At 26.7% G+C, this 17,274-nt stretch carries 24 protein-coding genes; all 24 read right to left on the minus strand.

The genetic code is table 11. The features are described from left to right. Positions 1-5: 5 nt before the first annotated feature. A complete protein-coding gene (locus VJ881_03360) occupies positions 6-614 on the minus strand; it encodes a hypothetical protein (GenBank protein HKL75083.1) in 609 nt (202 codons plus the stop codon). Positions 615-630: 16 nt separating this feature from the next. Further along, positions 631-1,281: an AAA family ATPase gene (locus VJ881_03365; protein ID HKL75084.1), complete on the minus strand. Its 651-nt coding sequence runs from the start codon at positions 1,279-1,281 to the stop codon at positions 631-633. A gap of 132 nt (positions 1,282-1,413) precedes the next feature. Further along, positions 1,414-1,863: a hypothetical protein gene (locus VJ881_03370; protein HKL75085.1), complete on the minus strand. Its 450-nt coding sequence runs from the start codon at positions 1,861-1,863 to the stop codon at positions 1,414-1,416. Between the two features lie 32 nt (positions 1,864-1,895). Continuing rightward, positions 1,896-2,663: a DnaB-like helicase C-terminal domain-containing protein gene (locus VJ881_03375; GenBank protein ID HKL75086.1), complete on the minus strand. Its 768-nt coding sequence runs from the start codon at positions 2,661-2,663 to the stop codon at positions 1,896-1,898. A 266-nt stretch (positions 2,664-2,929) separates the two neighbouring features. After that, positions 2,930-3,145, minus strand: coding sequence for a hypothetical protein (locus VJ881_03380; protein ID HKL75087.1), 216 nt, complete (start codon positions 3,143-3,145; stop codon positions 2,930-2,932). A gap of 5 nt (positions 3,146-3,150) precedes the next feature. Then, a complete protein-coding gene (locus VJ881_03385) occupies positions 3,151-3,729 on the minus strand; it encodes a hypothetical protein (GenBank protein ID HKL75088.1) in 579 nt (192 codons plus the stop codon). A gap of 9 nt (positions 3,730-3,738) precedes the next feature. Beyond that, the gene (locus VJ881_03390; protein HKL75089.1) at positions 3,739-4,074 is read right to left on the minus strand and encodes a hypothetical protein; all 336 of its coding nucleotides are present in this window, start codon (positions 4,072-4,074) and stop codon (positions 3,739-3,741) included. Between the two features lie 22 nt (positions 4,075-4,096). Then, complete coding sequence (locus tag VJ881_03395) at positions 4,097-5,992, minus strand: DNA polymerase (protein HKL75090.1); 1,896 nt, start codon at positions 5,990-5,992, stop codon at positions 4,097-4,099. 56 nt (positions 5,993-6,048) lie between these two features. After that, positions 6,049-6,321 carry a hypothetical protein gene (locus VJ881_03400; protein HKL75091.1) on the minus strand — a complete coding sequence of 91 codons (273 nt, stop codon included), beginning with the start codon at positions 6,319-6,321 and terminating at the stop codon, positions 6,049-6,051. Positions 6,322-6,620: 299 nt separating this feature from the next. After that, on the minus strand, positions 6,621-7,778 hold the full coding sequence (locus VJ881_03405) for a hypothetical protein (protein HKL75092.1): 1,158 nt from the start codon (positions 7,776-7,778) through the stop codon (positions 6,621-6,623). A 1-nt stretch (position 7,779) separates the two neighbouring features. Continuing rightward, a complete protein-coding gene (locus VJ881_03410) occupies positions 7,780-8,226 on the minus strand; it encodes a hypothetical protein (GenBank protein ID HKL75093.1) in 447 nt (148 codons plus the stop codon). Positions 8,227-8,277: 51 nt separating this feature from the next. Then, entirely contained in the window at positions 8,278-8,937 is a 660-nt protein-coding gene (locus VJ881_03415) for a transglycosylase SLT domain-containing protein (protein HKL75094.1), read from the minus strand. Positions 8,938-9,178: 241 nt separating this feature from the next. Further along, on the minus strand, positions 9,179-9,694 hold the full coding sequence (locus VJ881_03420; protein ID HKL75095.1) for a hypothetical protein: 516 nt from the start codon (positions 9,692-9,694) through the stop codon (positions 9,179-9,181). Positions 9,695-9,754: 60 nt separating this feature from the next. Then, on the minus strand, positions 9,755-10,162 hold the full coding sequence (locus VJ881_03425) for a hypothetical protein (protein HKL75096.1): 408 nt from the start codon (positions 10,160-10,162) through the stop codon (positions 9,755-9,757). Between the two features lie 18 nt (positions 10,163-10,180). Next, positions 10,181-10,360, minus strand: a complete 180-nt coding sequence (locus VJ881_03430) for a hypothetical protein (GenBank protein ID HKL75097.1) — start codon at positions 10,358-10,360, stop codon at positions 10,181-10,183. Beyond that, a complete protein-coding gene (locus VJ881_03435) occupies positions 10,360-10,716 on the minus strand; it encodes a hypothetical protein (GenBank protein ID HKL75098.1) in 357 nt (118 codons plus the stop codon). The genes VJ881_03430 and VJ881_03435 overlap by 1 nt, the downstream gene beginning before the upstream one ends. 1 nt (position 10,717) lies before the next feature. Beyond that, positions 10,718-11,152: a hypothetical protein gene (locus tag VJ881_03440; GenBank protein ID HKL75099.1), complete on the minus strand. Its 435-nt coding sequence runs from the start codon at positions 11,150-11,152 to the stop codon at positions 10,718-10,720. A 40-nt stretch (positions 11,153-11,192) separates the two neighbouring features. Further along, positions 11,193-11,435: a cold shock domain-containing protein gene (locus tag VJ881_03445; protein ID HKL75100.1), complete on the minus strand. Its 243-nt coding sequence runs from the start codon at positions 11,433-11,435 to the stop codon at positions 11,193-11,195. A gap of 27 nt (positions 11,436-11,462) precedes the next feature. Beyond that, the gene (locus tag VJ881_03450) at positions 11,463-11,861 is read right to left on the minus strand and encodes a hypothetical protein (GenBank protein ID HKL75101.1); all 399 of its coding nucleotides are present in this window, start codon (positions 11,859-11,861) and stop codon (positions 11,463-11,465) included. 1,240 nt (positions 11,862-13,101) lie between these two features. Next, positions 13,102-13,596 carry a hypothetical protein gene (locus tag VJ881_03455; GenBank protein ID HKL75102.1) on the minus strand — a complete coding sequence of 165 codons (495 nt, stop codon included), beginning with the start codon at positions 13,594-13,596 and terminating at the stop codon, positions 13,102-13,104. 62 nt (positions 13,597-13,658) lie between these two features. Then, positions 13,659-14,519: a hypothetical protein gene (locus VJ881_03460; protein ID HKL75103.1), complete on the minus strand. Its 861-nt coding sequence runs from the start codon at positions 14,517-14,519 to the stop codon at positions 13,659-13,661. A 124-nt stretch (positions 14,520-14,643) separates the two neighbouring features. Next, positions 14,644-15,249 carry a hypothetical protein gene (locus VJ881_03465; protein ID HKL75104.1) on the minus strand — a complete coding sequence of 202 codons (606 nt, stop codon included), beginning with the start codon at positions 15,247-15,249 and terminating at the stop codon, positions 14,644-14,646. Between the two features lie 588 nt (positions 15,250-15,837). Continuing rightward, positions 15,838-17,046 (minus strand): hypothetical protein, encoded by a 1,209-nt coding sequence (locus tag VJ881_03470; protein HKL75105.1) that lies wholly within the window; start codon positions 17,044-17,046, stop codon positions 15,838-15,840. A 16-nt stretch (positions 17,047-17,062) separates the two neighbouring features. Beyond that, on the minus strand, positions 17,063-17,224 hold the full coding sequence (locus VJ881_03475; GenBank protein ID HKL75106.1) for a hypothetical protein: 162 nt from the start codon (positions 17,222-17,224) through the stop codon (positions 17,063-17,065). Positions 17,225-17,274 lie beyond the last annotated feature (50 nt).

A 17,274-nucleotide genomic window follows, 5' to 3' on the forward strand; every position in this document is an offset into this window, starting at 1 on the left:
GATATTTAGAACGGTAAATCGCTTTTATCCTTATTATTGTCTTTTTCTGATTCAGATGTATCTACACTTTCAAATGGATTACTTTGACTAGATGTGTCATCTGGTCTTATTCTTTCCATTCTATCTATACCTAGTATTCTTATTTTACTTTTTTCTTTAGGTATAGACATTGGTTCAATCCAAATATATTTAGTGTAATTAGGCAAAGTTGTGTAGTTATTATCGTCATATACTACCTTGGCTCTAATTTTAACATCTTTGTATTTATCGCCTACTAAATCAATTAATTTATTGGCGAATTCTTCGAAATCATCTGCTTCAATATTAATCTCACTCAGCACACCTGATCCTACAAGTATGTGATGGATTCTAATCATTTGGTTATTTACTTTATTTTTTAATTTTTCAGGATTTTCATCTTTAGGTTCCCATTCTGTTTTTGATACCTCTGCTCCAGAGAGGTCTTTTAAATAAAAAGCTAAGAATTTATTACCATTTGCAGATACATTATATGTAATTCTGTCAAATTCTAAGTCTTCATGAATTCCCGCTTCAATAAATGAACTACCTTGATCTTGTAATTTATTTTCTTTACTAATTTTAAATTTAGGCATATTTATATAATATTAATTAATTAAACATTTTATTTAATTCTTCCAATACTTTTGAAGCATCATTTGGTATAGATTCTTCATCTTCAAATAGTACTGGTGGTGTTTTTGCTGTGGTAGTTCCATCTGAATTTAGGGTATAATAGTATTCTCGTTTGTTATCATTTGATAATTTTGCATCAGCGAATAGAACTATTGTAAAGTCTCTTTCTACTCCTGTTTTATTCCATTCATTACCTTTTACTCCAATGCGTTTTTCTACAGCTCCTTCAGGAGTTTCTACCCATGCTGGATGAGCTGTTATAAATATATCTTTAGGATATTTTGTTAATAAATATAATAGTTTACCTATTTCGTCATTATAAAAATTCCAAATATCAAAACCTTTTTTAGTATCTCTAGCTGTTTTTAATACACTATCAATATAAGAAGAAAAACTTTCTAATACTACGGTTTTTATATCATCATTTTTTGCATACTCTATCAATTTTTGATAGCAGTCTTGCCAATTATTAGGTCTACTATAATGTTTAAATTTTGTAGTAAACGGTAATGGTTTATTTTCTAAATTAATATAGCCTGTTGTTTCTGAATCCATATTTCTAAAGGAATATGTTTTTCCCCGTCCGGATTCTCCTACAATTGCTATTTGATATGATTCTCTATTCATTTTTTCCTTAATTTTTGTTATTCCTTAGTTTTTATTATGATAAAATTTTATAAAACCGGCAAACTTAATGCCGGTATATATTTTTTGGGAATTATTAAGGAAAAGGTAATTTTTTTTATTTATTCTTTTCTATTAACCGACAATTTTTCGTGCAATTACTTCTGCAAGAGTATCATCAGTAATAATGTGGTATCCTACTTTTACATACCCGTCGTGAATTGTTATTTTTGCTCCGTCTTTAGTTCGTAATCCGTATTTTTCTTCATAGAATTTAACTAAAGCTTCTTGAATTTCATTCCAGTCATCAACAATGTCATAAACTGGTTTTAAACCTCGTTCACATGCAAATTGTGGACGTCGAATCCATTCAACGTCATGATTATCTGCAGTACCTACTGTTAATAAGTTTCCCATTCCTGCTTCTTCAATACCACTAAGTACTGGAGGAATGTCTTCTCCTGCAATGAATAATCCTAAATTACGAGCATTCTTTAAAAATTCTCGTTTGTAAAAATCTGCTGTTGCGTTTGTTATTGTTTTAGACATGTCAATAACGAAAGAGTTTTTATTATTTTTTGTCATGATGAAATTAATTAATTATTAATAATTAAGATTTATTTATTAACAGAATTTAATTCATGCTCATCAATTCTGTTATACCTAAGGTTGTTTTTGAATACAAGTATTTTAGGTTCTCCTTCCCTTACTTTTAGGAAATGCATGTAGACTAAATCTTTTGTTGGTAATGCACTCATGCCATATTCTGTTATTCCTAACATTTCTGGTCTATGTAGTACTATTAAATAGTCAGAAGCTTGGAAGATACTATCACCCCCAAAAATATCTCTCCTCATAGGAAAATGCATTGCATTATTAACAATGCGTTCCTTAGCTTCAATATCTCTATTCATTTGACTCAGCTGAATTATGGTATTTTTATCGTACTTTTTGATTTCCATAAACATATATTGCAGGTTTGCTAATATGCTTCTTTCAGCTTCTCCGGATTTACCTTTAGTTAATAATGTATGATCTAACATAATTATTAACCTTTTACCTTTAACAAAAGATTCCTTACTAAATTCCAGAATAGTATGGCGTATTTCGTCAACTGTTCCTGGCATATCTACATAATATATTGGATATTTTTCAATACCTTTTGCTGTTTCTTGTACTTTTTTGTAATCTTCGTTGGATAATTTATAATTAGTATATCCACTATATAATTCTTGTGTTGTTTTTTCTAATTTGTAAGATAATTTTCTACCTACTTGTTTTGAACTTAGCATTTCGAATGAAAAGGAGAGTACAACAAATTCATCTCTATTATTTAAATCAAATAAATCTGTTTCTAAGCTATTAACAAAGCTAGATTTCAGTATTGTTACCGTATTAGTTTTTTATCTAATACTTCTTACATTTCATTTTATGTAAGCTCAGCATATATTTTCATCCGTTCTGGATGTTGGACACTCGTGGGAAAATTATATTTGTTCATTTCCTATGCGTTACGGTGATTTAAAGCCTTTCGTTATCTTTAAATTTACCACGGTATTAGCATCTCAGCCTTCACCGTTTTTGCCCAATAATTATATTTATGATTCCTCATAAATACGGCAATATTCTTTATATTTATCATATTTCCTATCTAAAAGTAATTGATAAATATTCTATCACCACTACCGGATATACCAGCTACTGTATAAATAGTATTAGGTTCAATACCACCCATACATTGATCGTTAAATTTTCTCCATTTAGTTTTTAACGATCTGATTTGTCCTTTCCTCCTACTATCAATATACTCTAATATTTCTGTAGTAGGCTCTGAAATATGTTTGTACTTTAATGGTGTTATTAGCATATTACTTATTCTATATTGGTACCATATGTACCTATTGATTCTACTTCCTTTTCTTCGTCTTTCATTCTTTCTTCAAATACTTCCCATTCTCTTGAAGATAACCACTTTGGTAATCTTTTCATATACATCATAGAACCCTCTTTTTGCCTTATTTTAAGCTCGTATTTTAAAGCTTCTATGATCTTATGATGTCTTAGTCTATTCCCTCTAATAAGTTGATTATATCGCTTCCTAGAGCGTGCTGAATCTGTTTTTAAATAATCATAAAAACCGTCAGGACGTCTTACCTTGATAGGGTAGATGTCTAATAATTCTTGAAATAAATCAACTTTTAAATTAATTAAATTTAAGAATTCATCTCTGACTACTATATTAGAGAAATCTAGCTTATTGTCAGTATTTAAATTATGTATGAAATTTACTTTTTCTAAAACTTCTAAATCTTTTTTTAATTCATCTTTATTTACCAGATTTATAAAGTCTTTTAGTACTTTTGATTCATTTGAGATGAGGTAAATTAGTATGAACTGATTAGGTGTTATATTATACTTAAATAGTAACTCAGTATCTACCTCTATCCTCATAAATTAATTTTATTTTGTTTTAAATTCGTGTTCTAATTTAATTAGAGATCCTAAATATGCAAATTCAGGATTTCTTTTTTTACGTTCAGTTATTAGATCTTTTACATCTTCGCCATCTTCAAATACTCTTATCCAATATACTGAATTTTTTATTCGTTTATTAAATTGTTTTCTAGAGTTTTCTAAATCTATTAATTTTAAATTAGGCATACTTGCAATATTAGAACATAATTTTAACCAATTTAATACTTTTTTTGTATTACTTAAGTCAATATTATCTTTTAATACGTCAGCTAATAAATTTAACTCTAATTGTTTTTCTAATGTTTTAAAAAAGTCTTCCATGGTTTGTTAGTTTTAAGTTAAATTATTTTTTCCAATAATCAGAAATATCACAGTCTGCTTTAACGGGTACAGTTTTTAGTACTGTCTTAGCAGTACTTATCATAATTTCCTGTAATTTATTTTTCCATTCTTCTGCTTTGTCTTCCCTACATTCAGTTTGTATTTCATCGTAAATCGATAATAATATCCTTACAGGCCAATTATTTTTATCAATTTCTTTTTGAGTATTAATTAATGCCAATTTTATAATATCCGCATTAGTACCTTGAATTGGTGTATTCTTAGATTTTCTTTCAATTTCTCCTAAAATTTTGAAAGTATCTGGATGATTAGGATTTCTTTTTAGTTCTTCCCATTCTGGAAAGTGCCTTATTCTTTTAAAAGGCTTAGCTGTCCTTGTGTATCCATTGTTTTTACCAAAATTTCCAAGCATAGTTAAAAATTTCTTAACATGTGGTACCATATTAAAGAAACTATTTATAATTTCTTTGGCCTTATTGACACTAACTTGTATAGTATTAGATAATTTAAATTCAGACATGCCGTATGCTAATCCAAAATCTATAGTTTTTTGAACATCCCTATAAGTTATTTCTTTATTGTAAGGAAATGGATTATTTATATCTTTTATAGGTATATTAAATGTATTAGCACATAATTCAGAATGTAAATTTTTGTCTTTTAATAGAGTATTTACCCATATAGGATCTTTACTAAATTCAGCAATTATTGCTAATTCAAAACTTGAGTAATCTCCACCTATTATCTTATAGCCATCGGATGCTACAAAAGCAGATCTAATTACCGGTCCTAAATTTCCTTTACGTGGTATTTGATTTAAATTAGGATTACTGACAGATATTCTGCCAGTTGATAATATTTGCCAAACTGATATGTGTAATCTTTTTGTTCTATTATTAACAAAATCTAAAAACTTTTTTCCAAAAGCATCTGCTAATTTTACTTGTTTAGAGTATTCCAATAATTTGGGTATTATTGTATGCTTATTTACTAATCTAGATAATATTGGAGTTCCTACACTATCTATATTTATACCTAATTCATTTAATATTTCCAACTTTTGAATAGGTGATTTCCAATTAATATTTAATTTTCTTTCTTCAAATCCAAATAAATTTTGTTGAAATCCTTCTGGTATAAATTTTTTCAACTTTGGTTCAGATAATACTATATTATCCAATTCTTTAGTTAGATTTTTAACATTAGTTTCAGTAATTTTATAAACTGATTCCCATTTGTTAGTATCTAATTTTATTCCGTCAAAAGACATTTTAGCAAATACTCTAACTACTTGATTTTCTAATTCTAAAGTATTTTCTAAGTTTTTTTCTTTTATTAATTTTAATTGTTTAGCTCTTACTTCTTCTAAATATTTTACATCTTCGGCTGCATATTTAATTACAGATTCATTAAGTCTTAGATAATGTATTTTACCTCTAATACTTTTATCAAGTTCTTTTTCACAATATCGTTTTACAACGTTATATAAAGAAGTACCGATATAATATTTACTAGAGGAATCTGAATAATCATATCCAGTATATAGCACTAATTCTGCTAGAAATGTATCATATATATTTTTTACGTCAATATTTTGTTTTAATAAAAAACGTAAATCAAATTGAGCATTATGCATTATTATAGTCTTGCCAGACTCTAATAGAGATTTTATTTTTTGTATTTCATTTTCTGATAAAGTTGTGTAATCTATTACAAATTGTACATTAGGATCACCTAATTGTAAAGATATGATATTACAAGTATGTGGGTCATATCCTTCTGTTTCACTATCTAAAGATATTAATTCTTTATTTTCAAAATAATCTAATAATTCTGAAATAGTGCTTATAGTGAATGGTGTATTAATAACATTTTGATTACTAATAAACTTTATCATAATAAATAGTAATTAAGCATGGAAATATATTTTAATCTCCATGCTTATTAATTTTTTTAATAAAGCTTGAAGATTTGGATATTTCCAGAATTCATCAATTTTTCTACAGCATTATCTGTTTCTTCTTCGAATGTTCCTAATTTAATAGAACGTCCCGTATCTAAATTAACAGGGCTTACTTTTTTACGTTCTCTAAAACATACTTCAGTTTTTAAATTGCGATCTTTTACCGAATAGCATGTTTCTTTTTCTGCATGCTCACAAATATCCACATAAGGACATTTATAACTAACTTTTTTTTCTACCTTCGGTCGCCCAGATACGGCCACTCGTTTTTTACGTTTTTTTTGTTCTTTTAAAATAATAATCATGTTAAGGTGTTTTAAGGTGTACTTATATATCTTTTTTTAATCTTACTTAGTAAAAATTTATCAGTTGTTTTTATTATTATTAATGCTTTAGTTTTTTTCTTGTTATTAATAAATTCACACCAAGTTTTTAATATTTTGAATTTATATTTTTTATTTTCTGAAAGTAGTTTTGAATTATTTTTCAACTCTAATATATAAGTTGGTTTATTATAAGTGCATTCGTACTTTGTATTATTTATAACTACTTTCATTATCATTTATTGTTCAAATAAAAATAATAATTCTTCTGTAAAGTCTGTTTTATTTAAAGTTTTTAAAAACTGTTTATTTTGCTCCTCATTTTTGCTAATTACTTTTGAAATAGTATCTAATATTAAAAATACAGTAAAATAATCAGTGCTTTTATAAAAAGATTTTTTATTTTTACTATATTTAATTTCAATATCATCAGTATATTTTTGTGTGTCTATAACTGCATCAAAATTTTTTATATTTAAATCAGATTTTGTTTTATTAGAAGCGTTTATATATTTAATATTGCTTTCATCAATTAGAGTTTTTTCTAATATATCGAGTACTAAATATAGAAAATTATTAAAGTTAAGATCTTCTACTTTAGATTCTAATCCATCTAGAGTAAAATAATTAGTAAAATTATCTAATATTTCTTTTTTATTTACATTATCCGGTATTTTTAAATTCAATTTTTTTAAAACGCTTTCTAAATTACTAATATTATATAAAGCACTTAATACACTATTGACTACCTTTTTATTTAAAACTTGTATTAAATTGTTAGTATCTTCTTTAAAATAAGAAACTGAGGTTGAAATAATAGCACAATATTTTGACCAATTATTTATTGAATTGTTTACTCCGGCAATCATATTATTATAATTTTTTGAAATATCAAATAAACTATCAAATATTGTATCTAAATTAGAATTATTTTTAATAATTTCAGATGTATAATCTTTTTTACGTTCTATATCCAATATCTCATCGACTTCTGAAATATTTATAGCTATACCACGAGCTTCTCTTTTAGAATTATTTTCTTTATAATCTAATTTAACTTCTTTTAATTTGTTTAATATAGCTCTAGAATTTATATAATTTTTAATTAATTCTTTATCTTTGCTATTTTCAATTACTTTTTTTAAATATACAAAATACCTATTACCTATAGAAACTTCATTATATGATACTTTCTTAATATCTAAGATATTGTTATCAGCTTTAAATTCTTCTAATAGTCTATTAGATAGTAAATCAATTCTAATAGGAATTTCTTCTGTACTGTTATTTAATTTTTTTAAATATTTTGTTTGAATTATAGCATCTTTTTCTGTAGGATAATTTTCTGTAATATATACTATAATATTTGGAAATGCGATATTTTTTTCTAAGCTCATATTATGATTTTTTTGTAATTTTAGTTCCTAAATATTTTGATAAATCAATATCTATTTCTGTAGAATCATTAAATTCTTTTAAATAACCATTTATTTTTTCTATTTCTTCTGATATATTCTTTATTTTATCAGTAATTTCTACCTTCGTAAATGGAGTATCAACATTAGAATTATTCATACCATCTAATATCTTTTCATAGCATTTTTTTTCTTCTTTCAATTCAGATAATTTAAAAATATACTCTGTAATTTCTGAGTTTGCTTCTCTTATAGATAATTTTAAAGAAACTAATATTTCTCTTAGCTCACTTTGTTTTTCTATTAAAGTGTTTATATCTAATGAGTTTTTAGTAGTTTTACTAAAGCTTAATTTTATAATTGTTCGTTGGGTTGCTTTAAGAGTTTCTACTATATCTTTCTTGATTTTCAAAGCTTCTGATAATTTCATATTTTTTTATTTAAGTTGAGTAAAAAGGGCTACTTTGAGTAGCCCTTATTTTTAAGCAAAATTTGTTGCGTATTTTTTAAAATCTTTTACGGTTATTAAACCATCCTTATTAACATCCATTGCTTTATTTAAAACATATGTTTTTTCTCTAAAATTCATATTTTTATAAGATTTATTATTAGGTGGACTTTTACCTATAATATAGTAATCTGATTTATTTAAAGCAATTGGAAAAAATACAGCTAAATATAAGTCTTCATAGGAAGATATATTTTTATAATATGAAATATACTTTTCTATATAATAGAATTGTTCAATAAAACTCATTTTACTTAACTGAGTAGTAGTAGTTCCTAAGTATTCAGCTGTTTTAGGCATAAATTGTATTAAACCAGTTGCATTTGTATAAGGATTTTTAGCTGTTGTACTTATTCTACTTTCATGATAAAATGTTGCTAAAAACCAAGCTGGCCTAACATTTAGTTTATTAGATAGTTCCACTAATGCTTGCTGAGTTTCATAGTCATTTAATATAAAACTACTATCTAATTTAGAAATCAGTTTAAAATTATTATTGCTTATAAAAGCTACTTCTTTAAGAATTTCTTTTTTATTTTTAAATACTGAGAAATTCTCATACTTTTCTTCAGCGCTAATCAAATTATTACTAGTAGCCGGAGCTACTACTTGATTAGTAATTAATAATAACATTAGTGTAATACCCATTAAAACATGTTTCATAACTTTAATTTTAGTTAATACTAACACATTGCTATGTGCATTATTTCTATAATATTTTGATTTATTAGAGATTAACTTTTACGTTACTTTCAATAAATAGTTTCAGTTTTTGGTACTTTGCACTCTCTACCGCGTGCAGGTAACTGAAATAAGAGAGTTAATACTATATATTATTTTGGGCCCTTTTAATATATAGTATCATAATAAGTTTTTAATCTTCATGAATTATAAATGCTTTAAACATTTTTGAAGATCCTATTACATCAGGGCTAAGTGATTTTAATAACCCTTTGATAGGATTATAATTTTCTTCATTCATAGTTGTTTCCAAATTATTTAGTTTCTTTATCAAATTTGAATACTTTTGTTCCCCAGCTGGAGGCATATCCTTCAATTTGTCATAAAAATAATTTATTAAATGTTGTGGATTATCAGCAATTAGTATAGAACTTGTAATAAAGTATACTGGCATCATTGAATCATTCCTAAATTGATAAATTGAAAATCGTTTTGGAATTTCTTTTAAAAATAATTCAGCAATAGGTAATTTTTGAATTACATACTTAGATGCAAATATTCTTAATAAATTATTTTTTGGAACTGTACTGAAAAGTACATGTGGTAAATCTTTGTCAAATATTTCAATTGATTGAAACTCTGGAAACAACGTATTTAAAATGAAATAAAGTTTCTTTATGGCTTCTTTAGTAAGTTGTATTGGTTTCATTTTAAAATAGTTTTGTTAAAAATTTTATAATATTACAGATGAGGAATTTATTTTAAATTGTCAAGGCGATCTACCGCCATAGACATTTATTACAAATATTTCCTTTATTAAATAATTATAAATTGTTTTACTATTTTCACTAATATTTAATATTTTATTTAAAATTATGTATTTATTCTTTCTATTAAATACAACTATTTCTTTTTTAGTATTAAATATAATAAACTTACTTAATAGATTATTGTAAAAATAATTGGTTTTATTTAATACATATGACATTATAGAATTTGGTTTTTCTAAATAATTAGTAACTACATCAGTATAAATATACTCTATATCTGCAGTTAAATCATTTGTTTTAGTAATTACAAATTCTATATTGTCATCTTTTTCTAAAGCACCATAATCTGCATAAGATTTTGTGCTAAAAAGTAGTATTAGTACTACTAATAATATTTTTAATTTCATGACAATAATAGTTTTTGGTTAAATTAATTCAGGGTCTATATAAATACCTTTTTTATTTAAAGCTCTTATTTTTCTGGTTTTTCTAGCTTCAAATGATTTTTCCATTCTATTAAAATTTGTTGAATATTCTAGTACTCCAAATTCTAATTTAGGTGAAAAATCAAAGGTTTTTAAACCCAAAGTTATTGGTTTTGACATTATAAATTTAATTGTTTTTTTAAATTATCTTTCTCTGCTTTCACTTTTTTACATATGTTTTTCAAAGTTTTCAAATAATTCTTATCTAGGTCTTCAAGTTCTTTTTTTGGATAAATATAATTATCATCCAATATTCTATTTTTGACTCTATGTATAAGTTTTTTAATATTTGAATATCTATGCAAAGTTACACAGTAAATACATCCACATCCAATAGTATCTCCAGATTTATCATGATATTTAGCATGTATATTTCTATCAAATCTTAATACAGTTTCTATATGTGTCTGTATAGCTATAGAAGAAATTAATTCTTCTGGAGATACGTCGACGTTTATTAAATTTTGAGATTTCATCTTATTTTAAAGAATTACAAAATATTTCGAATTTTTCCCAATCTCCTGTTTTAATCCAAGAGTTATAGGCATTTACCATGTTGTTTATTTTAGATATGGCATTTCGTTTCTTATTTGCCATTTCTTTACTATAGATTAATTCTCCGTTATCTCTGGCTATAAGTTTGTCAGTATATCCAGGATGTAAATCTGGTTTTATACTTTCATTAGCATCTAAAGCTTTACGATACTTATCGTAAAAATCTTTTAAAATAGGAATTCTTCTAATTTTCTCTTCTTCCTTTACTTTTTCTTCTACAACAGAGATTAAGTCTTTTGCACCTTTTTCGGTATTTAATTCTTTCTCTATTTTTGAATTCATATTCCAAGGAAGCGGTGTAATGTCTGTGAGATTTTTATTAGAAGAATTTTTTTTAGTTTTGGTTTTGTCGTCCATTTCGATGTTATTTTTATTGGTTAATATCTATTCTTAAGTATTATCCTATTAATTTTACATGTAAAGCCACAACACCTTTTTTGTTTTTTGGGTGACTTCCTAATTGAAATTCTACATTACATCCTTCGGTAATGTCTTCGGATTCTAATGCTGTTTTATGAAAAAAGATTTCTTCCATTTCTCTATTTTCTCCTGTTGGCTTAATAAAGCCAAAACCAGCATTTTTTTCCGGGTAGGAAACTACAATTCCTTTAAATTTTGCAGGTTCAGATTTTTTGTCCATTTTCTTACTTAATTTAAAAATTAATACTTAGACTTTTTTAAGGTCTTTATAAAACTTCATGATGGTATCTTGTAAAGTATCAGCTTTAGCAAGCAATTCATCATACATTTTTTCAGCTTTTTTATATTCTTTGTCGTTTAAAGCTGAAGCAGTCATTTTACAGTCTCTTTCATCTAAAAATAATCCTGTAAAATCCGAAGATATTTCATAAGAATTATTATCCTCCTCTTCTTTTTCTACAGAAGGGTTGAGAATAAAATTTCCATTTTTAGGATTTCTTACGATTCCATTATCTAATGGAAGTTCTTTTGCATAATGATGAATAAATTCACTTGAAATTCTATCATCTACTAATTCTTCTTCCACTATAAAAACTTTTCCTAGTCCAATACTTAAATTGGCTGGTTTTATATATCCTTTTTCCATGATACTTTTTTTATTGATTTGGTTTTTAATAAAACTTTATTTAATACTTTTATTAGTTTGGGGTTTTTTATCACATACTTTGGATTAATCACTTTTGAATTCTTATTTGCAGAATTCTTATCTATCATTAACCAATCTGTATATGATATATTAGGGTTTATCGAAATGTTTCTAAACATTCGAAAAGCAAAAAATCTTTTGGTTTTGTACTTATTAAAAATCCAAAATTTCTTACCTATTAGTCTTTTTTGGGTTATATCTATGATTATACCCGATTTATTAATTACAATGCTGTTCACTTTATATTTCATCATGACTTGATTTAAAATACTGATTGGTACATTATGTATAGCATGTTACATATGTATCAATATGGCCTATTATATCTTTATGTCTACAAACGTCTGACTTGAAGATAGTCCATAGTTGATTGTAGTACCAATCAGTAATTAATACTTAAACTTTTTTTAATTAATACTGTTCTCATTTTTTAAGTAACAGTTCTTTTTTTTTCTCCATAATTGTAGCTACTTCGTAGTCGTACACAGACAGACATTACAATTATGTACTAATTTACAGTGTAATACTGTTAGTAATTTACTTGATAAAATGAAATGAAAAATAATTGATAAGTAATTTCGCATATACAACATGCAATAATTACTCACTAGATAATGTAATATTATAATACAACTGCTTATAAAAAGCACCAACCCTCTGACTGCCTCATTGTATTATTAATTACATTTAAGGGTATCACGATTCCACTCTTTCGAATGTCTTAGTAGCTCTCGTGACGAGCGTAGAAATAAATGACAGTTCTTTTTTTTCAATTTGTCTTTGTTAACCGGTAATCAGGAAGTACTGTGAAAACAAAACCTGACGACCTAAGATGCTTAATAGTTATTAAAAATTTTGACAAATTTTGTTAACTTTTATGTAAAAATATAGTCTGTGTTTGCTCTTTAATGTGTACATGCACAAGTGCTTTACACGAGGGACTTACAGACGCATTTACATTGAAAAGTATATAAGCATCTAATTGTGTGAATATCTAACAAAATTGGCACGTCATAGTCTAGTTTGGACCTAAACTACTAGTTAGATATTCTGTTGGGGGTAATATTGTACCGACTTAGGGATACGATCCCTACGATCTTTCAAGGCATATAACACTAAATGAATAAATGCATATTCCTAGATCAAGTCGGCTCTGTCAACCATAACGAGTTTAATTTTTTTATTGGTTGTTAGATTTAATTAATATTAAATACTCGTCATTTTCTGATAGTACAGAACATGGTTCTTTAATGTAGCTTGGCAATGTTTCTCTAGACTCTTCATCTTCTGGTATACTTTCTTTAATAAATTCTCCTGTATTTAAAGAGAGTACCCATAAATTACCTTTAGAATCTTCTATTTCAGCATATCCATTAAGTAAATCTTTAGTACCAAGAACAAAATTACTTAAATTAAATTCTTTAACTGGCACATTAAATAAAGCTAATAGTGTATTAGCCGTATAATTTACTTGGTGAATGTACTCATTTTTCTTTCTAATTAAAGAGTTTTTTAAATGTGATAAACCAATTTCTGCCACATTTATTCCAACGATGGAAGCTACACGATTCTGAAAATTATCAGATTCTTGCAACAATCTTTTAATTATGTTAATTTTTTTAGAACTATTAATTAACTTTTCAATTTGTTGATTAATTTGTATGTACTTATTCATAACTTTTAATTAATTAAAAAGGCAAGGAATTATCCCTGCCTTTATTAGGTTAATATTATTAATTACTTCTTATTGTTTTTTAACCTTTTTTTAGTTTTTTCAATTACTTTATCTACAAACTCTTCTCTCTGTTTTTTCACTTTTTCTTCCTCTAATTGGCTAACTTCTCTAAATTTAATAATATTATCTGACATGCAAATAAATTCATCTTGTACAAAGTCAAATATGCTATTATTTTTAGAGTCTTCAGGCCAAATTACATATTTTGTAGTAGGTTCTTTACTTTTAAAAGTATTTACTTCGGCAAAAACTATTTTTCCTTTTGGTACCGCTCTTTTTTTGTTTACTGGCTTCAATTTAGTCAGTTCAAAAATATTGAACTTTTCTTTTAATTCATTTATTAAAGAATGTGCCTCTTTTGAAGTCATTCCTATATAAATGAATATGTAATTAGTTAAATAATTTACAGCCTCTAATCTTTTTCCTAATTGTAACATATGGGAAATAGATTTCCTTACTAATCTACTCAATGGAGTAGACTCCTCATCATCTTTTAGTAAATCTTCAGGTTGTAAATTCTTCTTAATGGAAAAAGTAGCCATTTTATTTTTTACTTGATCTTGTTCATAAACATTTGAATAAGAGCGTTCTGTTGCTGGAATTTTAGTTTTTTTATCCGCAGTGAATTTTTTCTTAGCTGGTTTACTTTCCAGTCTTGATAATTGTTCCTTTATTTGTCTTGAATAACTTTCTTTATCTGCAGAAAGTTTTTTGGTATCAAGTTCAACAGGAATACAAACTCCATGAGTAGATACAGTTTCTAAAGCTAATTCAATTGCTTTACTTAGCAATTCTTTTCTATGATGTTTCATAGTAATAGCTTCATCATCCTTACCTTCATGTCGTAATTCAGAGATTTCCATTTGTTGTAGATTCAGCAGCTCTACAATAGCTGTTAGTAACATCGGTGTATTTAAAATCTTTTGGTCTTCCATGGTTATTGTTTTTAATTGGTTATAATTAGATTTTAGCACACCTTTTCCTTACTTACTTAAGTTCTTCTTTAACTATTTCTGTTAAAGTTTTAATATTTACTGCAGGTGGTATTGTTCTTACATAATATGTAATTATATTTTTTACAGTAAGATCTTTGTCCTCACCACCACTTTTTTTAAAATTCCCTATTATTTCCCTTACTTTCTTTTTAACGATATTCAAGACATAAGGGTGATCTTGTTCGTCTACTTTAGAGATGTCGTGCAATCTGAATCCATATGTATTAAGTATGTGAGCCTCAATATTATCTAAATGTGCTAATTCATTAGCTATTTTAGATTTTATGGGTTCTTCTTTAATTTCTTTTAATTCACTTCTAAATTCCTTTATTAATGAATCAAAATACTTAGAAATAGATTTTGCACTTACTAATTTAGGCATTTTATTTGATATACTGCCTTTTCTTTTATTTTCAATTTTTCCTATTAGGACTGTTAACCAATGATGTTTAGCTTTTGCATCTTCATCATCAGTTAGCAGATATTTTTTACTATATTCTAAATTAAGTCTTTTTAGTAAACTTAATAGAGCTTGTCCATATACTAAGTCACTGGAAGTTAATCCAGGCACTAATAATTTTCTATCTGCTTTATTCAATTCAATAGAACAGCCCTCACTTAAATTAAATACAATGTAAGGTTCTTTTTTATCATTCATGGTTAATTGTAATTTTAGTTAAAAAGCAGGGACTTTTTACATCCCTGCTAACAGTTTTTCGTACTGATTACGTGTTACGCAACTTCTCTTAGAAGTTGAATAACAGGTGTATTAAAGTTTCCGTTTAAGGAATAATCACTCACTACTAATCGGTTATTAATATTATTATCGGTCAAAACCAGGTCGCCCCCATGGGATAATATCCTAATAAAGTAAGTCTAGTGGACAATATTAAAACTGTCTATAGATCCGTATAGTATAACGGGGCAATTTACATCTTATGCTCGAAGAGGCGCTCTTTATGAGTATTAGGATATTATACGGCTTGCCTAACAGGCGATCGTTAATCAATCCTGTTAGACTGATATTTTAAAATATACACACTTAGTTGGACTTGAACCAACGACCACGGTTTATCAGCCCGTCGCTCCTATGCTCTTCTGAGACGTATAAGTGTGTATAATAGTGGAGGCGGCGGGAATCGAACCCGCGTCCCTAACAATGTATTAATAACAGAGTGATTAAATTTTAAAAGTCTTCAAGTAATATTGGTATATTGACAGTAAATCCAAGTTTCTTATCTTGTAGTTGTAATTGCATCTTAGGTTCTTCTGGTGCAAATGCTTTACCTAAAGCATATGGCGCATAACCAATCATAGAACCGTTTACAAGGCATTTTGGTAGAGATATATATGAATGCCAATGACCTATACCTCTCATATCTGCATCAATTACATCATTAATTTTTGATAACCAACGCATAAGCGGTACCATAACTCCTCCAATTCCTCCCATATAATTAAAATGGTCTCCATGAGAAAATCCCCATTTTTTATCATATATATCTATGTAGGCAAATTCTGATTTAGGAATTACAAACTCGATATTTTCATATCCAGTTAAATGATCTTTAAAGGTTTTCTCTAACCTTTTATACATTAACCATTCATAAGAATTTTTGTAGCCGGTTGCGAATTTTTTCCTATGACTTGTTCTACCATGATTACCTCGTATTCCTACGATAATTATTTTTTTAAAAGCGCCTTCATTAGCTAACAATTTAATACCAGATGTCATTAAATCTAATAATATGTTAGCAGCTTCTGTTGGTGACAGGGAGTTATTTTCCATTAATTCTTCATGAATATAACCTGTTATTAAATCCCCTAAAAAGGTTAATACCAAATTATTAATTTCATGTTCTGCTTTACGTTGCATTCGTATTACATAAAGAAGTCTTGAAAAATATCTTGTAAATCTTTTTATGAATGTTTCTAAATTGTATTCATTTAGTCCATCCATTACTTCTTTTTTGACTGTTTCTTCAGCATGTACATCTCCACATAAAGCGATTGCAGTACTTTCTGACTTCATTTCAGGATCTGCTGTTACTTTAATAGATTCCTGTAAACCTTTTGTGTGATTTAAGGCAAACATATAGCTTAATCTTTGATCAGCTAAATTTATTTCTTGTAATAAACCTTTTACACGTTTTCTTTCTGTATATAAATCTGTTTTTATTGCAGAAATATTATTTTTAACTGACCAATCTGGTACAATAGCATCTTTATTATTAAGTGCAAATATATAACATGCTGCATGACGTTCTGATAAAAATGGGAACTGTCTTTTTAGATAAGCTGCTGTTAATTTTTTATTCTTATCTTCAAAGAATTTAGATGTTTTTAATATTTCTTCCCATAAAGTTTCATCAAATTCTAATTTTTTTGATTCCATGATTTATAGTTTTTGGTTATAATTTTTCAGTGTTAATTCCAAATTCTTCTAATATTTCTTTAGTGAATTGCGCCATATCATATATGACAGAGTCTTGACATAGTGGTTCTCCAGACATATTTTCTTCAAAATATTCTTCTGCTTTTCTTTTAATTATTGATTTATTTTCCTCATTCATAATTAATTAGTTTTAATTAGTAGTCCGTGCAGGATTCGAACCTACATTTC

It is taken from the genome of Halanaerobiales bacterium (assembly GCA_035270125.1).
GTDB lineage: Bacteria > Bacillota > Halanaerobiia > Halanaerobiales > DATFIM01 > DATFIM01.